Here is a 15,031-nt window from a genome sequence, read left to right as displayed (position 1 = left end):
CGGAAAAAAAACGGAGACGGCAAACGTCTAATCGACAAGGAGATGCCGTGTTCATAAATGCCGTTTGCGGATGCAGCGGCATTTTTTTACTGTGCCTTTTTTTATGAACTCGCTTTCGCCTGCTCTTCAAGACCTCCGCCCAGGACCTTGTAGAGGCTGACCCTGTTGGTCAGCTCCTGGCGCTGCAGGTCGATGAGGGTGGTCTGGGAGGCAAACAGGGACCGCTGGGCGTCCAGGACGCTCAAAAAGGAGTCCACCCCTTCGGTGTAGCGCTTCAGGGAGAGGTCGTAGGCCTCCTGGCTTGCCTGGACCAGCATCCCCTGGGCCTCCAGCTGACGCCCCAGGGTCTCCCTGGCGGCCAGGGCGTCGGCCACCTCTTTAAAGGCCACCTGCAGGGTTTTTTCGTAGTTTACCACGGCAATCTCCTGATCGATCTTCGCGGCCTTAAGAAGGGCTTTGTTCCGCCCGCCGTTGAAGATGGGAATGGAGATGGAGGGCCCCAGGCCCCAGGCCCCGGCATCCGAGGAGGAGAAGAGCTCACCCAAATCCGTGCTGGAGTAGCCGAGGCTGCCGGTGAGGGCAATGCGCGGATAAAAGGCTGCCCGCGCAGCGCCGATGTTGGCCCCCGCCGCTTTCAGGGAATACTCGGCCTGAAGGATGTCCGGGCGGTTCAGAAGCACCTCGGAGGAGAGCCCCACGGGGATCTCGTCGAGCACCGCAGATTTCTCGAGGGCTGCCACCATGGGAATCCCTTCCAGGTTCCGGGTCCCCAGGATCAGCACCAGGGCGTTCTTGTCCAGCTGGACCAGGCGGGTGTACAGCACCGTGTTCACCCGGGCGGACTCCAGGGCAATGCGTGCCTGGGAGAGATCCTGGCGGGTGGCCACGCCGTTCCGGTAGCTCTTGTCCACCAGCTCGTAAGTCTGGCGACGGGTCTCCAGGGACTCCTTGGAGAGCGCCAGTGTCTCCATGTCGCTGGTGAGCTGCAGGTAGGCGCCTGCTGCCTGTGCAATGAGGGAAATGGTGACGCTCTTGCGGGCCTCTTCGGTGGCCAGGAAGGTGTTCAGGGCCACCTGGCTCAGGTTGTCCACACGGCCGAAGAGATCGATCTCATAGGCGGGCATGGCAAGGCCTGCGGTGTAGGTCTCCGCCGTGTTCCCACGGAAATCCTTTTTGTACTCCCCGGTCCCCGCCGCGTTGATCTCCGGAAACAGCTTGGAGCGCTCGATGCGGTAGAGGGCCTGGGTTTTCTGGACGTTCAGGGCCGCGGTCTTCAGGTCCCGGTTGTTGGCAAGGGCGATTTCCACCACCTGCTGCAAGGCAGGAGACTGAAAAAAGCTTCGCCAGGGAATATCCCGGGCAAGGCCCTGATCCGCCGCGGAAGCGCCCTCCTGGACCGAGGACCAGTCTTCCGCGGTCACCGGTTCAGGTCGCTTGTATGTCGGGGCCAGGGAGCAGCCCGAGATCATCAGGGCCCCTGCCAGCACAACGGTTGCTAATTTTTTCATCTAGTTCACCTCACCCTTGCCCAACTCCAGGGCAGGCTTCTTTTTTCCTTTGAATGACGAGACGCGCTCGACGAAAACGAAAAACAGGGGCACGAAGTAGATGGCCAAAAAGGTGGCCCCGAACATGCCACCGATGATGGCCAGGCCGATGGCGTTCTGGCTGGCCGCCCCCGCCCCGCTGGACTTGGCCAAGGGCAGGACCCCAAGGACAAAGGCCATGGAGGTCATGATGATGGGGCGGAAACGCAGCTTGAAGGACTCCAGGGCCGCATCCATCAAGGGGGTGCCCGATTCGTAGAGTTCCTTGGCGAACTCCACGATCAAGATGGCGTTTTTCGCACACAGGCCCACGGTGGTCAGAAGGGCCACCTGGAAGTACACATCGTTGCTCAAGCCGAAGGCCAGGGCGGCCACGACCGATCCCACCACGCCCAGGGGCAGAGCCAGGAGCACGGAGAAGGGGATGGCCCAGCTCTCGTAGAGGGCTGCCAGGCTCAGGAACACGATGATGATGGAGATGGCATAAAGCGCAGGGCCCTGGGACCCGGACAGCTTCTCCTCATAGGAGGTGGTGGACCAGGCGTAGCCGATGCCCTCGGGAAGCTCTTCGGCCAGCTTTTCCATCTCAGCCATGGCCTCACCTGTGGAAACGCCGGGGGCGTTGGCCCCCTGGATGTTGATGGAGGAGTAGCCGTTGAACCGCTCCAGGCGGGGAGACCCGTAGGTCCAATATCCCGTGGAAAACGAGGTAAACGGCACCATCTTGCCCTGGCTGTTTTTGACGTACCACTTCTCGATGTCCGAAGGCTGCATGCGGTCTTTGGCCTGACCCTGGACATAGACTTTTTTCACGCGGCCGTTGTCCATAAAGTCGTTGACGTACGCCGAGCCCCAGGCCGTCTGGAGGCTGGCGTTGATCTCGCCGATGGACAGCCCCAGTGCCCGGGCCTTTTCCATATCAAGCTCGATCTTGTACATGGGCACGTCGTCCAGGCCGTTGGGCCGGACCCCAACCAGCTTGGGATTCTGACGGGCCTTGGACAGGATCTGGTCCCGTGCTTCCATGAGCTTCTCATGGCCTGCCCCCACGTAGTCGATGAGCTGGAGGTCAAAGCCCGAGGCGTTGCCCAGGTCGATAATGGCAGGCGGGAAAAAGGCAAAAATCATGGCGTCTTTCACCTGGGACATGGCCTGGTTGATCTTGCCGGCAATCTCCATCACCGACATGTCCCTGTCTGCCCAGTCTTTCAGGTTCACAAAGGAAATGGCGGTGTTCTGGCCGTACCCTGAGAAGCTGAAGCCCACCACGGTCATGTACTCCCGGAACTGGTCCGCCAGGTTGGCGTCCATGTAATCGGTGTACTTCTTCAGGGCCTTGGCCGTACGGGCCGCCGTGGCCGAGGCCGGGGTGGAGACCTGGACAATGAGCACGCCCTGGTCCTCATCCGGCAGAAAGCCCGTGGGGATTCGGACAAACAGCGCGCCAAGCCCCACAAAGATCAGGAGGTAGACCGCCAGGGAGCGCTTCCAGTTGCGTGCGATGCGGCCCGAAGCCGTGTGGCTGACGCCGCGGGCCTTGTTGAACACCCGGTTGAACCAGCCGAAAAAGCCGGTGGTTTTCTCCCCGTGACCGGCGGCGACCGGCTTGAGGATGGTGGCGCAGAGGACCGGGGTCAGGATCAGGGCAACAATCACCGAAAAGGTCATGGCCGCAACAATGGTCAGGGAGAACTGACGGTAGATGGCCCCGGCCGACCCGGAGAAGAAAGCCATGGGAATGAACACCGCAGACAGGACCATGCCGATGCCGATCAGGGCGCCGGTGATCTGGTCCATGGACTTCCGGGTGGCTTCCATGGGCGAAAGCCCCTCTTCGGCCATGACGCGTTCCACGTTCTCCACCACCACGATGGCGTCGTCCACCAGCAGGCCGATGGCAAGGACCATGGCAAACATGGTGAGGGTGTTGATGGTGAACCCGAACAGGTGCAGGGTGGCAAAGGTGCCCAGCAGCACCACCGGAACCGCCAGGGTCGGGATAAGGGTGGCCCTGAAGTTCTGCAGGAACAGAAGCATCACGAAAAAGACGAGGACAATGGCCTCCAGCAGGGTGTGGACCACGGACTCGATGGAGATCTCGACAAAGGGTGTCGTGTCGTAGGGAAAGGAGTAGCTCACCCCGTCCGGCAGGTACTCAGAGAGTTCGGCCAGCTTGTCCTTTACCCGCTTTGCCGTATCCAGGGCGTTGGCCCCGGTGGCCAGGCTCACGCCGAAGGCCGCCGCAGGCACCCCGTTGCGCTCCACCACGGTGCCGTAGGTCTCTTCGCCCAGGGAGATGGTGGAGACGTCTTTCAGGCGCACCTGGGAGCCGTCTTCGTTGACTCTCAGGATAATGTCCCGGAACTGGTCCACGGTGTTGAGGCGGGACTGGGCCAGGATGGTGGCGTTGATCTGCTGCCCTTCCAGCGCGGGAAGCGCCCCGAACTGTCCTGCGGACACATCGAGGTTCTGCTCGGAAATGGCGCCCAGCACCTCATTGGTGGAGATGTTGTAGGAGTAGAGCTTGGCCGGGTCCAGCCACACACGCATGGCGTAGGGCGACCCGAAGGTGCTCACGGAGCCCACGCCCCTGACCCGCGAAATGGGGTCCTGGATGCGGGAGGCCACCAGGTCGGCCAGGTACGTCTGGTCGATGTCCGGGTTGGTGGAGTGAAAACTGGTCACGAACAGGAAAGAGGTGGACGCCTTCTCCACCACCACCCCCTGGGACTGCACGGCAGCCGGGAGCTGGGGCATGGCGGTCTGCACCTTGTTCTGCACCTGCACCTGGGCGATGTCCGGGTCGGTGCCCGGCTCCAGGGTGACGATGATCTCCACCTTGCCCGTGGCGTCGGAAGAGGAGCTGAAGTACCGGAGGTTGTCGATGCCGGTCAGCTGCTGCTCGATGACCTGGGTCACCGAGTTCTGCACCGTGTCCGCGGAGGCCCCCGGGTAGAACGTGCTCACGGAGATCTGGGGAGGGGCCAGGGTGGGGTATTGTTCCACCGGCATCTGCGGAATGGACAAAACCCCTGCCAGCATGATGAGCAAAGCGACCACCCAGGCAAACACCGGGCGATCAAGGAAAAAACGAGACATGACTGTGTGTCCTTACATGACGTAAATCGGTAAGCCCGGTGCGGGTACAGTCCCCCCTTTGTCGGGGCGGACAGACACCGGCACCGGATCTGGATAATCTGCTGTCTGTGGAAGCGGCCCTAATCGACCAGGGCCAGTTTGGCGGGTGAGACCTCGACATCGGTGCCGGGTCGCAGGCGCTGGAAGCCCTCGGTCACAATGGATTCTCCTTCGGAGATGCCGCCTTTCACGATCCAGTTGTTCCCGTAGGCCCCGTCCACCTCGATGGGGCGGGGGTGCACCTTGCTCTCCTGATCCACCACCCACACGATCCGCTTCCCGCTGGGCTGGAGGATGGCTGCCTTCTGGGGCACCAGAATCACATCGGCCTTGTCCAGGTAGAGGGTGGCGCTGGCAAAAAAGCCAGGGTACAGCTCTTCATTGGGGTTGGGAAACAGGGCCCTTAAGACCACCGAGGCGGTGGTGGGATCCACAGTGACTTCGGAGAACTGGAGTTCCCCCTTGTGGCCGTAAGCCCCGTCCTTGTCCCCGTAATCCAGGGCCACCTCGACTTTTTCGGTGTTAACGCTTTTTGCCTTGAACTCAAAGAGCTTCTCACGGGCCTGCTGCATGTCCACATAGATGGGGTCCAGCTGGGTGATCTTGGCCATCATCTGGGGCTGGTTGGCTGTAACCAGGGCCCCTTCGGTGACCGTTGACTTGCCGATGCGCCCGGTAATGGGGGCGTAGACACGGGTATAGTCCACGTTGATCTTGGCCTGGGCCACGGAAGCTTCGGCCACGGCAATGGCCGCGCGGGCCTTGAGCAGCGCGGCGTGGGCATCGTCGTACTCCTGACGGCTCACCGCCTTGTCCTCCACCAGCCGGCCGTAACGCTCTTCCCGGGCCCGGGTGGTCTCCAGCTGGGCCTTGGCCTGAAGGAGGTTGGCCATGGCCGAGGCATACACCGCCTGGTAGGTGGACGGATCGATCTGGTAGAGGGGCTGCCCCTTCTTCACCAGGCCGCCTTCCACGAAAAAGCGCTTGGTCACGATGCCCGTGACCTGGGGCCTGACTTCAGCCACCTTAAAGGCGTTGACCCGCGCCGGAGCGGTCTGGGTGTACTGAATGGATGTTTTTTTCAATGACATGGCCGAAACGGGGGCCTTGGGGCCGGGCCCCTGGGCCAGGCTGACGGACGGTATCACGACGAGCCCCAGGATCACGGCGCCGATCACGGCCATGACCCCTGCGGGGCGATACGGGTTGCGCAATGCTGATGTTGATCGTTCACTCATGATGGTGTGTCTCCGAATCATACTTTTTTTTGACCTCTTCAGCCCCCGGACCAACCGGGGAACCATGATCGACCGCGCAGAGATAGCGGTCTTTATCCGGCGCGTAAACACGCAGATCGACTAAAAAAGCCCCAAAGGGGCAAGCCTTGGAAACAAGGCGGTTATCCTGATGGTTTTTGGCTCAGTGAAATAGTTAGGAAAACGAAGTGGCCCAAACCCTGCGGTTCGGAACGACAGGTTGGCCGCCCTTCCTGCCAGGGCCCGGCGTCGTCTCCGAATAACGGTGCCGCCTTGAAAAAAGGCAGCAGAATAAAGTGTGTGTCTCGGCATCGGGGGAGGCTTTGACGCCCCCTACACCTCGACTCCCAGGTTTGACAAAATCTGAAGGTGGATCCGTTGCATGGTCTCAAGCTCCTCATCGGACAGTCCGTCAAAGACCAGACTAGAAAACTCCGAGACAATGGGGGCATACTCATCCAGCACGCAACGCCCCTCACCGGTGAGGAACACAAGCTGTCGGCGTTTGTCACCGCCGTCGGAGCGACGCTGGACATAGCCCTTCTGCTCCAGACAGGCGATGATGCGGGCCATGTTGTGCCGGTTTTTCCGGGTAAGCCGTGCCAGCTCGCTCTGGTGAACACCCTCCTGATTCACGAGCATGGCCAGTACCACGAAGTTCTCCGGTGTGATGGCGGCCCCGGCTGCTTCGAAACGCCGTCTGATCCCCGCTCCAATCTCAATATCCAGCAAATGAATAATCATGCCCCTCGCATCCCGGTTCGGAATCACGGGGTGATCGAACATCACAAATTCTTTGGGTCCTGTCTTTTTTGTTGCCATAGTAACGTTACCATAGCAACATAATTTTCACAGATCAATAGCCTGCCGCAGATTTTTGTCAACCCGGCTGTTCCCAGAACCAGGCAAAGAAAAAGATTCACTTAAAATCAAAACACTAAGCAACAGGCACCCCCAACAAAAAAACAATCTACCCCCTTATTTTACACCGCCAGGGGAACAGGCAGAATTCCAGTGATCCAGGCGCGTCCTTTTGCTATGATGTCAGACAATTGCCATCCGACCGACGACCCGTTTGAGCCTGCAACCCACGACCAGCAACCCACAACGAGGTGACCCATGAAACGACCCTGGATAGTGACTGTGTGTTCCCTTTTGATTGTCGGCCTTGCCCTCCTGAACCTTTCCGCATGCACTCCTCCCAAAGAGAAAACCGACACCTCCCCCCAGGCCACCCGGTCCATCACCCTGGGCTCCGGCCTCTGCCTTGAATACCTGGAAGAGGGGTCCCCCGACGGCATGGCCGTTGTCTTTCTCCACGGCTACACCGACAGCCACGACTCCTTCAGCCGCGTTGCCCCCCTCATGCCCCCGGAGATCCGTGCCTTTTACCTCACCATGCGCGGCCACGGGAACTCGGGCAGGCCCGGAGCCTATGCCATGGAGCTCTTTGCATCGGACGTCACGGCATTCATGGACCGGGTCGGCATTGAAAAGGCCGTGGTGGTGGGGCACTCCATGGGCAGCTTCATCGCCCAGGAGGTGGCCCTGTCCCACCCCGAGAGGGTCAGCGGCCTGGTCCTCATCGGCTCGGGGGCCTCGTGCAACGACAACAAGGTCCTGGCCGAATTGAAAGCCTACGTGGATACGTTGAAAGACCCCATCGACCGGGGTTTTGTGCGGGAGTTTCAGGCAAGCACCGTGGCGGCCCCCGTCCCCGAGGCCTTTCTGGACCACGTGGTGGACGAGAGCATGAAACTGAAGGCAGATGAGTGGCAGAAGGTCCTGGCGGCGCTCATGGCCGTGGACCATCGGGAGCAGCTCAGCGCCATTGCCGCACCCACCCTGGTCCTGTGGGGAGAACAAGACGGGGTCTTCGGCGCGTCCGAGCAGCTTTTTTTGGGCACCCACATCCCGGATGCGACCCTGAAGCTCTACGCCGACACCGGCCACGGGCTCCAGTGGGAGCGCCCCCAACGCTTCGTGGCAGATCTCTCAGACTTTCTCCAGGCAACACAGCAATAAAAAACGCCCTGTGGTGAGTCACCACAGGGCGTCGTGTTCTTCGTACCGGATAACCGCTGTCAGGCGAACTTCTGGGGCAAGCGCCCCAGAATGTGCTCGATATAGCTGTCGTCGTCTTCGGGCACCAGCTCCAGTAGCTTGGTGCAGATGTCGATGGCCTCGCTTCGGGAGGCGGGGAGCATCTCCTTGATCTTGTAGATCAGGCTGTACTCGAAGCGGCTGATAAAGGACTCGATGTCGTGATACTCGGATTTCAGGGCGATGTCCCGGTCACGGAAGGTGCCGGTGCCTGCAGGCTGCATCTGGAGCATGCTGGAGTGATTGCACACCTTGATGTACCCGTCGAGTTTCCGGGAGCTCACCACGCGCCCGTCGTCAAAGGTCATGCCCTCCAGATCTTCGACGATGGAGTTGACGGTGAAGGTCTCGGCCCGGACCATGTTGTCGTGGATAAAGGCGAGCATGCCGTCCCGGGAAGCACGGTCCCAGTCGATGTTGAGTCCGCTGAGCTTGGCACGAAGCTTGGGGATAATGTCGTCGGCTTCGTCCCTTTTGGGAGCCCTGTTTTCATACCGGGCAGCCTTGATGTAAAAATCCCCCACGGTCTCGCTGCGCTCCACGGTGGCGACGTCGTCCAGGGCAAGGATCAGGTCGATGAACTTACGGAACCCGTACCGGGACTCGTCAAAGGACGAGGAGATATGACGGCGGATCAGGGATTTGAGCTGGGCCCCAAGAATCCCTTGCTCCCCCACATGTCGCTCCAGAAGGTCTCGCAGCTGGGCCTTGAAGACGTTGAGCATTTCAGTGTTGCCGCCGCTGTGGGGCCTCAGCTCCGTATCAAAGATATCCTGCAGGCTCTCGTAGTTCACGAAGCGGTCACACAGCTCGGCCAGGTCTTCCGAGGCACAGTTCTCCGGGGAGACCCCCACGATCTCTTTGTTGTGCAGCTTCAGCTTTTTCAGGAGATGGATAAAATCCCGGTCCCCGCTGACAATGACGTACCGGTCGATCTGGGGGCGCTCGTAGATCATCTCCATGGCATCCACGGCCATCCGCATATCCACGGCGTTTTTCTGGCCCTTGCCCAGAACGTGCACCAGCTCCACCCCGTGCTGGTAGAGCTTGAACTGGTGCTGGTTGTAGTCCCGGTGACGCCAGTCCGCATAGGCCAGGGCCGTGGTGAGCTTGCCCTGGTCTTCGGAGATCTTCAGCAGAAGGGAGGGGTCAAACAGCCCTTCGTCGCTGTCCGCCGAGTTGTTGCCGCTCAACCCGCAGATGAGGTTTTCAAAATCGATAAGCAGTGCCGTATTTTTCAGTTTCATGCCCTTATGTTATTTCCCGATCGATGGTGCGTTCTTAAAAAAATCACGGCCCGTATCGTCCCGCAACCCCATCACCTTTACCACATGCGACAAAAAAAAACAGGGTGATCCGACACCGCCGCCAAGGCCAGCGCATGAAAAAATCCGTTGCCTCCGGCGGGTCGTTTTTTGAAAAAAGCTCCGCAAAAACGTTCCGGTAAACGTAAAAATCAAGATGGCCATGCAAGGTGGCTGTGCACACAAAAAAGCGAAGCCTGTTAGTCAAAAGTTTCAAAAGGTTGGTTCCCGACAGGTCCGCCGGATGCAACATTTAAAAGAGTCAGCCCTGACCTGCAGCCCCTTGCCCGGCACTCGCGCCTTGAAATTTGCCACAAAGGATGCTCCAATACAGGCTTTACTTCTTTTTCTCAGCATCGGAGCACTGAATCATGGACATCTTTTCCTTAGCAGGGCTGGCCGCCGCCATGGTCGTACTGGCCCTGACACCGGGCCCGGGGGTCCTCACCACCGTGGCCACCGCCCTCTCACACGGATTTCGCGGTACCCTGAGCCTTATCGCCGGGCTGGTTACCGGAGACATCTGTTACCTTCTCTTCGCCGTCTTCGGCCTCTCCATGGTGGCCGAAGCCCTGGGCGAATGCTTTATCCTTATCAAGCTCTGTGCAGGGGCCTACCTGGCGTACCTCGGCATCCGCCTCCTTGCTGCGCGGCCCCATGAAACAGCCCGGGAATCCGCCCCATCCTCGCGCCGATCCTACACCAGCGGGCTCTTCATCACCCTGGCAAACCCCAAGGTGATCCTCTTTTACTGCGGGTTCCTCCCGGCCTTCATGGACCTTTCCGCCCTCACCCCCACAGGCATCGCCCTGACAACCCTTACCGTGGCCACGGTGGTCGCCTCGGTGCTTTGCGGCTACGCCCTGCTCGCGTCCCGGGCCCGGGCGGCCATGACCGGGCGCCATGCCGTTGCCGCCGTCCAAAAAACAGCCGGAGGCCTGATGCTCGCCGCAGGCTTCAAACTCGCCACCGACGTCATCACGGAATAAGAGAAAATGAAAAAAGCGACCCCGATCCTCATGATCGCCGTTGCCCTCGTCCTCTGCACGGGCTGCACCACCATGATCTCACGGGTTGTGGAGAAAAGCGCCCTGTCCAGCATGAAGGATAAACCCATCCACGAAGCCTTCTACGTATCCCCTGCCACCCGCTGCGGAGATACCGTCTACCGATGGTACCACCATGACGAGCTGGACAAAGACTTCGGCTCCTGGATCGAGGTGCTGGAGATCAACGGAGAAGAAATCCACCTGGCCAGTTACCCGGAAGGAGATATTTTCCTGCACCGGGTCCACTACTGGGTAAAAAACCACAAGGTGGTCAGGGCGGAGCTGCACTACAAGAACGAGGTCTTTCCCCTGAAGGTGGAACCGGCCCGGCCAAACGGTATGTTCACCGCCTTCGAAGCCCTGGACCTTGCAGTCCCCCAGGAGCTGACCTTAGGTGATACCACATACAGGGTCCACCGCATCGAAACCCTGAGCGTCCACGCCGTCACCTCGGCCATGGGCACCACCCACGGCACTGACTACAAGTCCATCCGGTACATCTCCAACGATGTGTCCATCGGCGCGGTGAAGGAAGAGACCTTCTTCAGCACCCAGGTGCTCCGGGACAACTGGGAGTACGTCAAACTGGGCCTGAAGGCCCTGGACCCCATGCGCTCGTCTGCCGACACCCTCATGGGCCTGGTGCGCACCTTCCGGGAAAAAGAGAAAACCAATTTTCAGATTGAGTTTTTTCAGGAAAAAAAAGAAAAACCGACGGGACCTTTGGTCACCGCCGGCCAGGCCAAGCCGGGAAGTAAAAAGCTGAGCCCCCTTACCGCTCCATGATCTCCACCCCGCAATCGATGGTGTAGACCATGCCGGAGATGGAGTTGTTTTCAAGAAGGCTCACCGACAAGCTCGCCACGTCCTCTTTTCTCACGTTGGTTTTCAAGGGGGAGGCGTTCCTTGCCTTTTCCAGCAGCTCCAGGGTATTGCCCACCTTGGCAAGGGAGTAGGTGGAAACAAAGCCGGGGGAGATGCCGTTGACCTTCATCTTCCTGGCCTTGCCCAGGGACTGGGCCAGGCCCCGCACCATGGACTCCAGGGCGGCCTTGGCCGCACAGACCACGTTGAAATTGGGCACCGCCACCCGCCCCCAGCGAAGGGAAACGGCCAGGATGGAGGCATCCTCCCGGAACACGTCCAGAAGCCTTCCCGAGACCTCCACCAGGGAAAAGGCCCCCACCCGGATGGCATCGGTGAACTCTCCCCATGCCACCTTCACCAGGGGCAAATTCAGCTTGGCCCCCGACGCCGTGGAGTAAGAGATCCCGTGGACCAGGGCGTCGAGCTTCACCCCTTCGGCCTTAAACGCCTCAACAAAGGCATCCAGGTCCTCGTCCTTTCTTGCGTCGTATTTAAAGATCTTGCGGATTCCCAGGTCCTCGGCCACCTGTTCCACATCCTTTCGGGTCATCTCATCCTGATAGGTTGCATAGAGGGTGTAACCGGCCTTCTTCACCTCGGCGGCAATGGAGGTGCAGAGGCTCTCTGTGTTTCGAATCCCGATGATCAAGGCGTTTTTGTCCGTCATGGTCATGGTCTCCTTGAAAAAAGCAGAAGTGCAAAAGAAGGGCGCCTCCGGCGGCCAAACGTTTGAAACGTTTGACAAGCAGGTATTGAATGCACTCGCCTCAGGTCTCCTTGCCCACACGTACCAGAACGCTGGACCCGCAATCCACCACATAGGAGCCCCCATTGATGGACGGGTTGGTGATCACCTCGTAGGCGATATTTCCGATGTCCTCCAAGGTGGCGGTGCGATCCAGGGGCGTGGCGCTGCGCACGTGGTTGATGAGGTCTGAAAACCCGCCGATGCCGCTGGCGGCCCGGGTCATGACAGGCCCCGGGGAGAGGGCGTTCACACGAATCCCCTTGCCTCCGAGTTCCGAGGCAAGGCCGCGGACCAGGGCCTCCAGAATGCTCTTGACCGGGCCCATCATGTTGTAACCCTCCACCGCCAGATGGGAACCGATATAGGAGAGGGTCAGGATGCTGCACCCCGGGTTCAAGACGTCCGCGTCCAGCATCCGGCGTGTGATCTCCACCAGGGAGAAGGCGGAAATCCGGGTCGAGTCCCGAAAGCTCTTCCAGGACACCTCGTGGAGCTCTTTTCGTATCTCCGAGGCGTAGGCAATGCCGTGGAGAATGGCGTCAAGGCGCATGCCCCTGGCCCCCAGATACTCAACGATGGCATCCAGCTGCCCGGCATTGCCCACCTCAAAGGGCAACAGGGCCTCTTCCTCAACTCCCAGGGGGTCGGTCACTTCCCTGACATGGCGCAGGGCCTTTTCGTTAAGATAGGTTGCCACGATCCGATAGCCGTTGCGATGAAGCTCTTCAGCAATTCCGGCGCTGATACTCTCCCGGTTTGCGATACCGATGACCAGGGCGTTTTTCTTTCGCATAGGTTGTCACCTCGCTGTTGGTGAAAAGCGCGTCAAGCCGCAAGGGGACTCCCCTATTTTTTATCCGCCGTCGAAACCGTCTCCGAGGCCGCCCAGATACGGTACCGCACCTCATACCCCTCCGGCGCATAGACCACGATGGGGAGCTTGCTGTTGTAGCGGACCTTCAAGGGGGTGCCCATGACAAAGGCCTCCACCTGGGGGGCGCCTTCGGGCGGAGCCATCATCGTGCTCATCATGGCCGACGATCCCGTCACCTCATAATAGGTGTACCCCCAGCCTTCAAGGGGGCGGGGCTCGATGCTGCTGCCCAGGCGCACCAGGTTGACCCCGTCGGTCATCATCATCTTGCCCGCCATGAGCTCCACCATGCTGGCGTCCTCTTCGTCTTTTGCCTTTTCCGGAAGCACGATCACAAAACGCTCCATGCCCTCCGAAGCTTCCGGAAAGGCTTTCAGCTGCCCGTGCCCGGCACAGGAGACCGACCCGAAGACCATGAGAAACCCCAAAATTCCCGACAACATCACTGTTTTTTTCATCTTGACTCACTCCTCTGCGCTAACCGTTCACAGCACTGGCCGCCCCGGGCTCAGGACGACTCTTTCCTCCCCGTTTCCCCGGGAAAAATCCTTTATGCATTCGTACCATGCCATATCCCGAATCGGCGAACATTGATTTGCATCACAGACGTGATATAGCCTATCCGGTATACAAACGATAAGTATGACGCCCGATCCGCAGAAACAACCACCAGGGGGCCCTGACCGCCATGAAAAAAATCGTCCTTCTTCTTCCCCTTCTTCTCCTGCTTAGTCCCCCCCTCCTCTCGGCCCGGGAGTATACCGGCACAGGCATCTGCCCGACCCGCAACCAGGCGGAAAAAGAGGCCCTTGCCGATCTCTCCCAGGCCATCCACGTGGAGGTGGTCAGTGACTTCAGCTCCGTGGTCACCCAAAGTGCCACCACGGCAGAGACCTTGAAAACCAAGCACCTTCAGATCTCATCCCGCCTGCCCCTTCTGGGGGCAACAGTGTCCGTTGTGCCGTCAGGCACGGAATTTTCAGCCACGGCGAGCCTCTCCGAAGAGGCCCTGCCCCTGTATTCAAGCGAAATTGCAGTGACCCGCCGGGCCATCACACGGACCCTGGCCAAGGCAGACACCTGTAAAAGCCATGCAGAAAAAATCGCCGTGCTCGAAGAGGCCCTCACGGCCCTCGACCGGTTCCAGCGCCTCAGCCTCGTGGCCCGCCTGTTGGGAGGAGTCGCCCCTGCTGCTTCGGAGGTCACCGAAGCCGGTCTCAAAGCGCGCATCCGGAAACTGGAGCAGAAGGCAGATACCCTTGACGACGGACTGAAACGCATGGCCGGGCACTTCACCCAAAAAGGAATCTATATCTTTCCCCCCGCAACGGGAGCGTCCCGTGAGGTCACCCCCTTTGCAAGCGCCGTCAAAAACCACCTTTCGGTCTTCCTCGACACCTGCCCGACCCCTGCTTCCGCCGCCTTCATTCTCATCGGTGAGTACACCGTCACGGGCCAGGGCATAGAGCTGACCTGCCGCCTCATGGACCGGCAGCAGAACACCCTGCAAACCGCCATGGCCTGTTTTCTCCCCTCCGCCTGCCAGGGCTACCGCACGCAACCCGAGACCCTCGATTTTGAAAAGCTCATTGCCTCGGGCCTGGTGGTCTCCAGCGACTTTTCCGTGGATATCAAGACTGCCGACGGACGAACCGACCTCCTTTACACATCCGGAGAGTCCATCACCCTGCTCATCAGGATGAACCGGCCGGGCTACTTCTACCTCATGGGCCACGCCTTCAAGGCAACCCCGTACACCTACCTGGTGGAGCTCAACGATGCCCCGGGGGACCGAAGGTTCATCTCCTACGTGGGCCCGGACGATGCCGGGAAATGGATCGAACTCGGCGAATTCGAAGCTGTGGCCCCCTTTGGTGTGGAGACCGTTCAAATCTATGCCGCCACAGGCGACCTTGAAGCAAACGTCCCCAGCACTTTCCAAGACCCGACCACCGGCCTGTTCAAGGTCGGCAGCCCTGAAACGGGAGGCTCGTCCCCTTCCAAGGCCGTGGCGACCAGCCGGGGCCTCATGCGAATAAAGAAGAAGGAGGCCGCACACGCCGAAGCAAGCCTGACCATCACCACCATGGCACGATAACCCTTCTTTTTCATGAAAAAACGGCCACACCAGGCGCAACAAACCGT

At 59.9% G+C, this 15,031-nt stretch carries 12 protein-coding genes; 4 read left to right on the top strand and 8 right to left on the bottom strand.

The window, feature by feature from the left end:
• Positions 1–101: 101 nt before the first annotated feature.
• The 4 genes from ACOYW0_RS13840 to ACOYW0_RS13825 form a co-directional block, all read right to left on the bottom strand.
• Entirely contained in the window at positions 102–1,508 is a 1,407-nt protein-coding gene (locus ACOYW0_RS13840; protein WP_482414453.1) for an efflux transporter outer membrane subunit, read from the bottom strand.
• Complete coding sequence (locus ACOYW0_RS13835; RefSeq protein ID WP_482414452.1) at positions 1,509–4,646, bottom strand: efflux RND transporter permease subunit; 3,138 nt, start codon at positions 4,644–4,646, stop codon at positions 1,509–1,511.
• Between the two features lie 119 nt (positions 4,647–4,765).
• Complete coding sequence (locus tag ACOYW0_RS13830; RefSeq protein ID WP_482414451.1) at positions 4,766–5,923, bottom strand: efflux RND transporter periplasmic adaptor subunit; 1,158 nt, start codon at positions 5,921–5,923, stop codon at positions 4,766–4,768.
• Between the two features lie 351 nt (positions 5,924–6,274).
• Entirely contained in the window at positions 6,275–6,685 is a 411-nt protein-coding gene (locus ACOYW0_RS13825) for a MarR family winged helix-turn-helix transcriptional regulator (RefSeq protein WP_482414450.1), read from the bottom strand.
• Positions 6,686–7,060: 375 nt separating this feature from the next.
• Between ACOYW0_RS13825 and ACOYW0_RS13820 the strand changes: the two genes are divergently transcribed.
• Complete coding sequence (locus ACOYW0_RS13820; RefSeq protein ID WP_482414449.1) at positions 7,061–7,966, top strand: alpha/beta fold hydrolase; 906 nt, start codon at positions 7,061–7,063, stop codon at positions 7,964–7,966.
• Positions 7,967–8,025: 59 nt separating this feature from the next.
• Here ACOYW0_RS13820 and ACOYW0_RS13815 read toward each other — a convergent pair whose 3' ends face one another.
• Entirely contained in the window at positions 8,026–9,291 is a 1,266-nt protein-coding gene (locus ACOYW0_RS13815; protein WP_482414448.1) for an NYN domain-containing protein, read from the bottom strand.
• Positions 9,292–9,719: 428 nt separating this feature from the next.
• On the opposite strand from ACOYW0_RS13815, the gene ACOYW0_RS13810 reads away from it, so the two are divergent.
• Positions 9,720–10,337: a LysE family translocator gene (locus ACOYW0_RS13810; protein WP_482414447.1), complete on the top strand. Its 618-nt coding sequence runs from the start codon at positions 9,720–9,722 to the stop codon at positions 10,335–10,337.
• Positions 10,338–10,343: 6 nt separating this feature from the next.
• A complete protein-coding gene (locus ACOYW0_RS13805; RefSeq protein ID WP_482414446.1) occupies positions 10,344–11,183 on the top strand; it encodes a hypothetical protein in 840 nt (279 codons plus the stop codon).
• Here the strand turns inward: ACOYW0_RS13805 and ACOYW0_RS13800 are convergent.
• The 3 genes from ACOYW0_RS13800 to ACOYW0_RS13790 all read right to left on the bottom strand — a co-directional run bounded on the left by ACOYW0_RS13800 (position 11,170) and on the right by ACOYW0_RS13790 (position 13,344).
• Positions 11,170–11,931, bottom strand: coding sequence for an SDR family oxidoreductase (locus ACOYW0_RS13800; protein WP_482414445.1), 762 nt, complete (start codon positions 11,929–11,931; stop codon positions 11,170–11,172). The genes ACOYW0_RS13805 and ACOYW0_RS13800 overlap by 14 nt on opposite strands.
• Before the next feature lie 100 nt (positions 11,932–12,031).
• Positions 12,032–12,805 (bottom strand): enoyl-ACP reductase FabI, encoded by a 774-nt coding sequence (locus ACOYW0_RS13795; protein WP_482414444.1) that lies wholly within the window; start codon positions 12,803–12,805, stop codon positions 12,032–12,034.
• Positions 12,806–12,858: 53 nt separating this feature from the next.
• Positions 12,859–13,344 carry an ecotin family protein gene (locus tag ACOYW0_RS13790; protein ID WP_482414443.1) on the bottom strand — a complete coding sequence of 162 codons (486 nt, stop codon included), beginning with the start codon at positions 13,342–13,344 and terminating at the stop codon, positions 12,859–12,861.
• A 230-nt stretch (positions 13,345–13,574) separates the two neighbouring features.
• Between ACOYW0_RS13790 and ACOYW0_RS13785 the strand changes: the two genes are divergently transcribed.
• Complete coding sequence (locus ACOYW0_RS13785; RefSeq protein WP_482414442.1) at positions 13,575–14,984, top strand: hypothetical protein; 1,410 nt, start codon at positions 13,575–13,577, stop codon at positions 14,982–14,984.
• Positions 14,985–15,031 lie beyond the last annotated feature (47 nt).

The sequence above is a fragment of the Desulfoluna sp. HI9BLuna genome (assembly GCF_056829775.1).
This window is presented reverse-complemented; position numbering and strand designations above follow the sequence as displayed.

Excerpts from the sequence above, each read along its gene's own strand:
- ACOYW0_RS13840 (WP_482414453.1), bottom strand. The coding sequence starts at position 1,508 with ATGAAAAAATTAGCAACCGTTGTGCTGGCAGGGGCCCTGATGATCTCG.
- ACOYW0_RS13835 (WP_482414452.1), bottom strand. The coding sequence starts at position 4,646 with ATGTCTCGTTTTTTCCTTGATCGCCCGGTGTTTGCCTGGGTGGTCGCT.
- ACOYW0_RS13830 (WP_482414451.1), bottom strand. The coding sequence starts at position 5,923 with ATGAGTGAACGATCAACATCAGCATTGCGCAACCCGTATCGCCCCGCA.
- ACOYW0_RS13825 (WP_482414450.1), bottom strand. The coding sequence starts at position 6,685 with ATGATTATTCATTTGCTGGATATTGAGATTGGAGCGGGGATCAGACGG.
- ACOYW0_RS13820 (WP_482414449.1), top strand. The coding sequence starts at position 7,061 with ATGAAACGACCCTGGATAGTGACTGTGTGTTCCCTTTTGATTGTCGGC.
- ACOYW0_RS13815 (WP_482414448.1), bottom strand. The coding sequence starts at position 9,291 with ATGAAACTGAAAAATACGGCACTGCTTATCGATTTTGAAAACCTCATC.
- ACOYW0_RS13810 (WP_482414447.1), top strand. The coding sequence starts at position 9,720 with ATGGACATCTTTTCCTTAGCAGGGCTGGCCGCCGCCATGGTCGTACTG.
- ACOYW0_RS13805 (WP_482414446.1), top strand. The coding sequence starts at position 10,344 with ATGAAAAAAGCGACCCCGATCCTCATGATCGCCGTTGCCCTCGTCCTC.
- ACOYW0_RS13800 (WP_482414445.1), bottom strand. The coding sequence starts at position 11,931 with ATGACGGACAAAAACGCCTTGATCATCGGGATTCGAAACACAGAGAGC.
- ACOYW0_RS13795 (WP_482414444.1), bottom strand. The coding sequence starts at position 12,805 with ATGCGAAAGAAAAACGCCCTGGTCATCGGTATCGCAAACCGGGAGAGT.
- ACOYW0_RS13790 (WP_482414443.1), bottom strand. The coding sequence starts at position 13,344 with ATGAAAAAAACAGTGATGTTGTCGGGAATTTTGGGGTTTCTCATGGTC.
- ACOYW0_RS13785 (WP_482414442.1), top strand. The coding sequence starts at position 13,575 with ATGAAAAAAATCGTCCTTCTTCTTCCCCTTCTTCTCCTGCTTAGTCCC.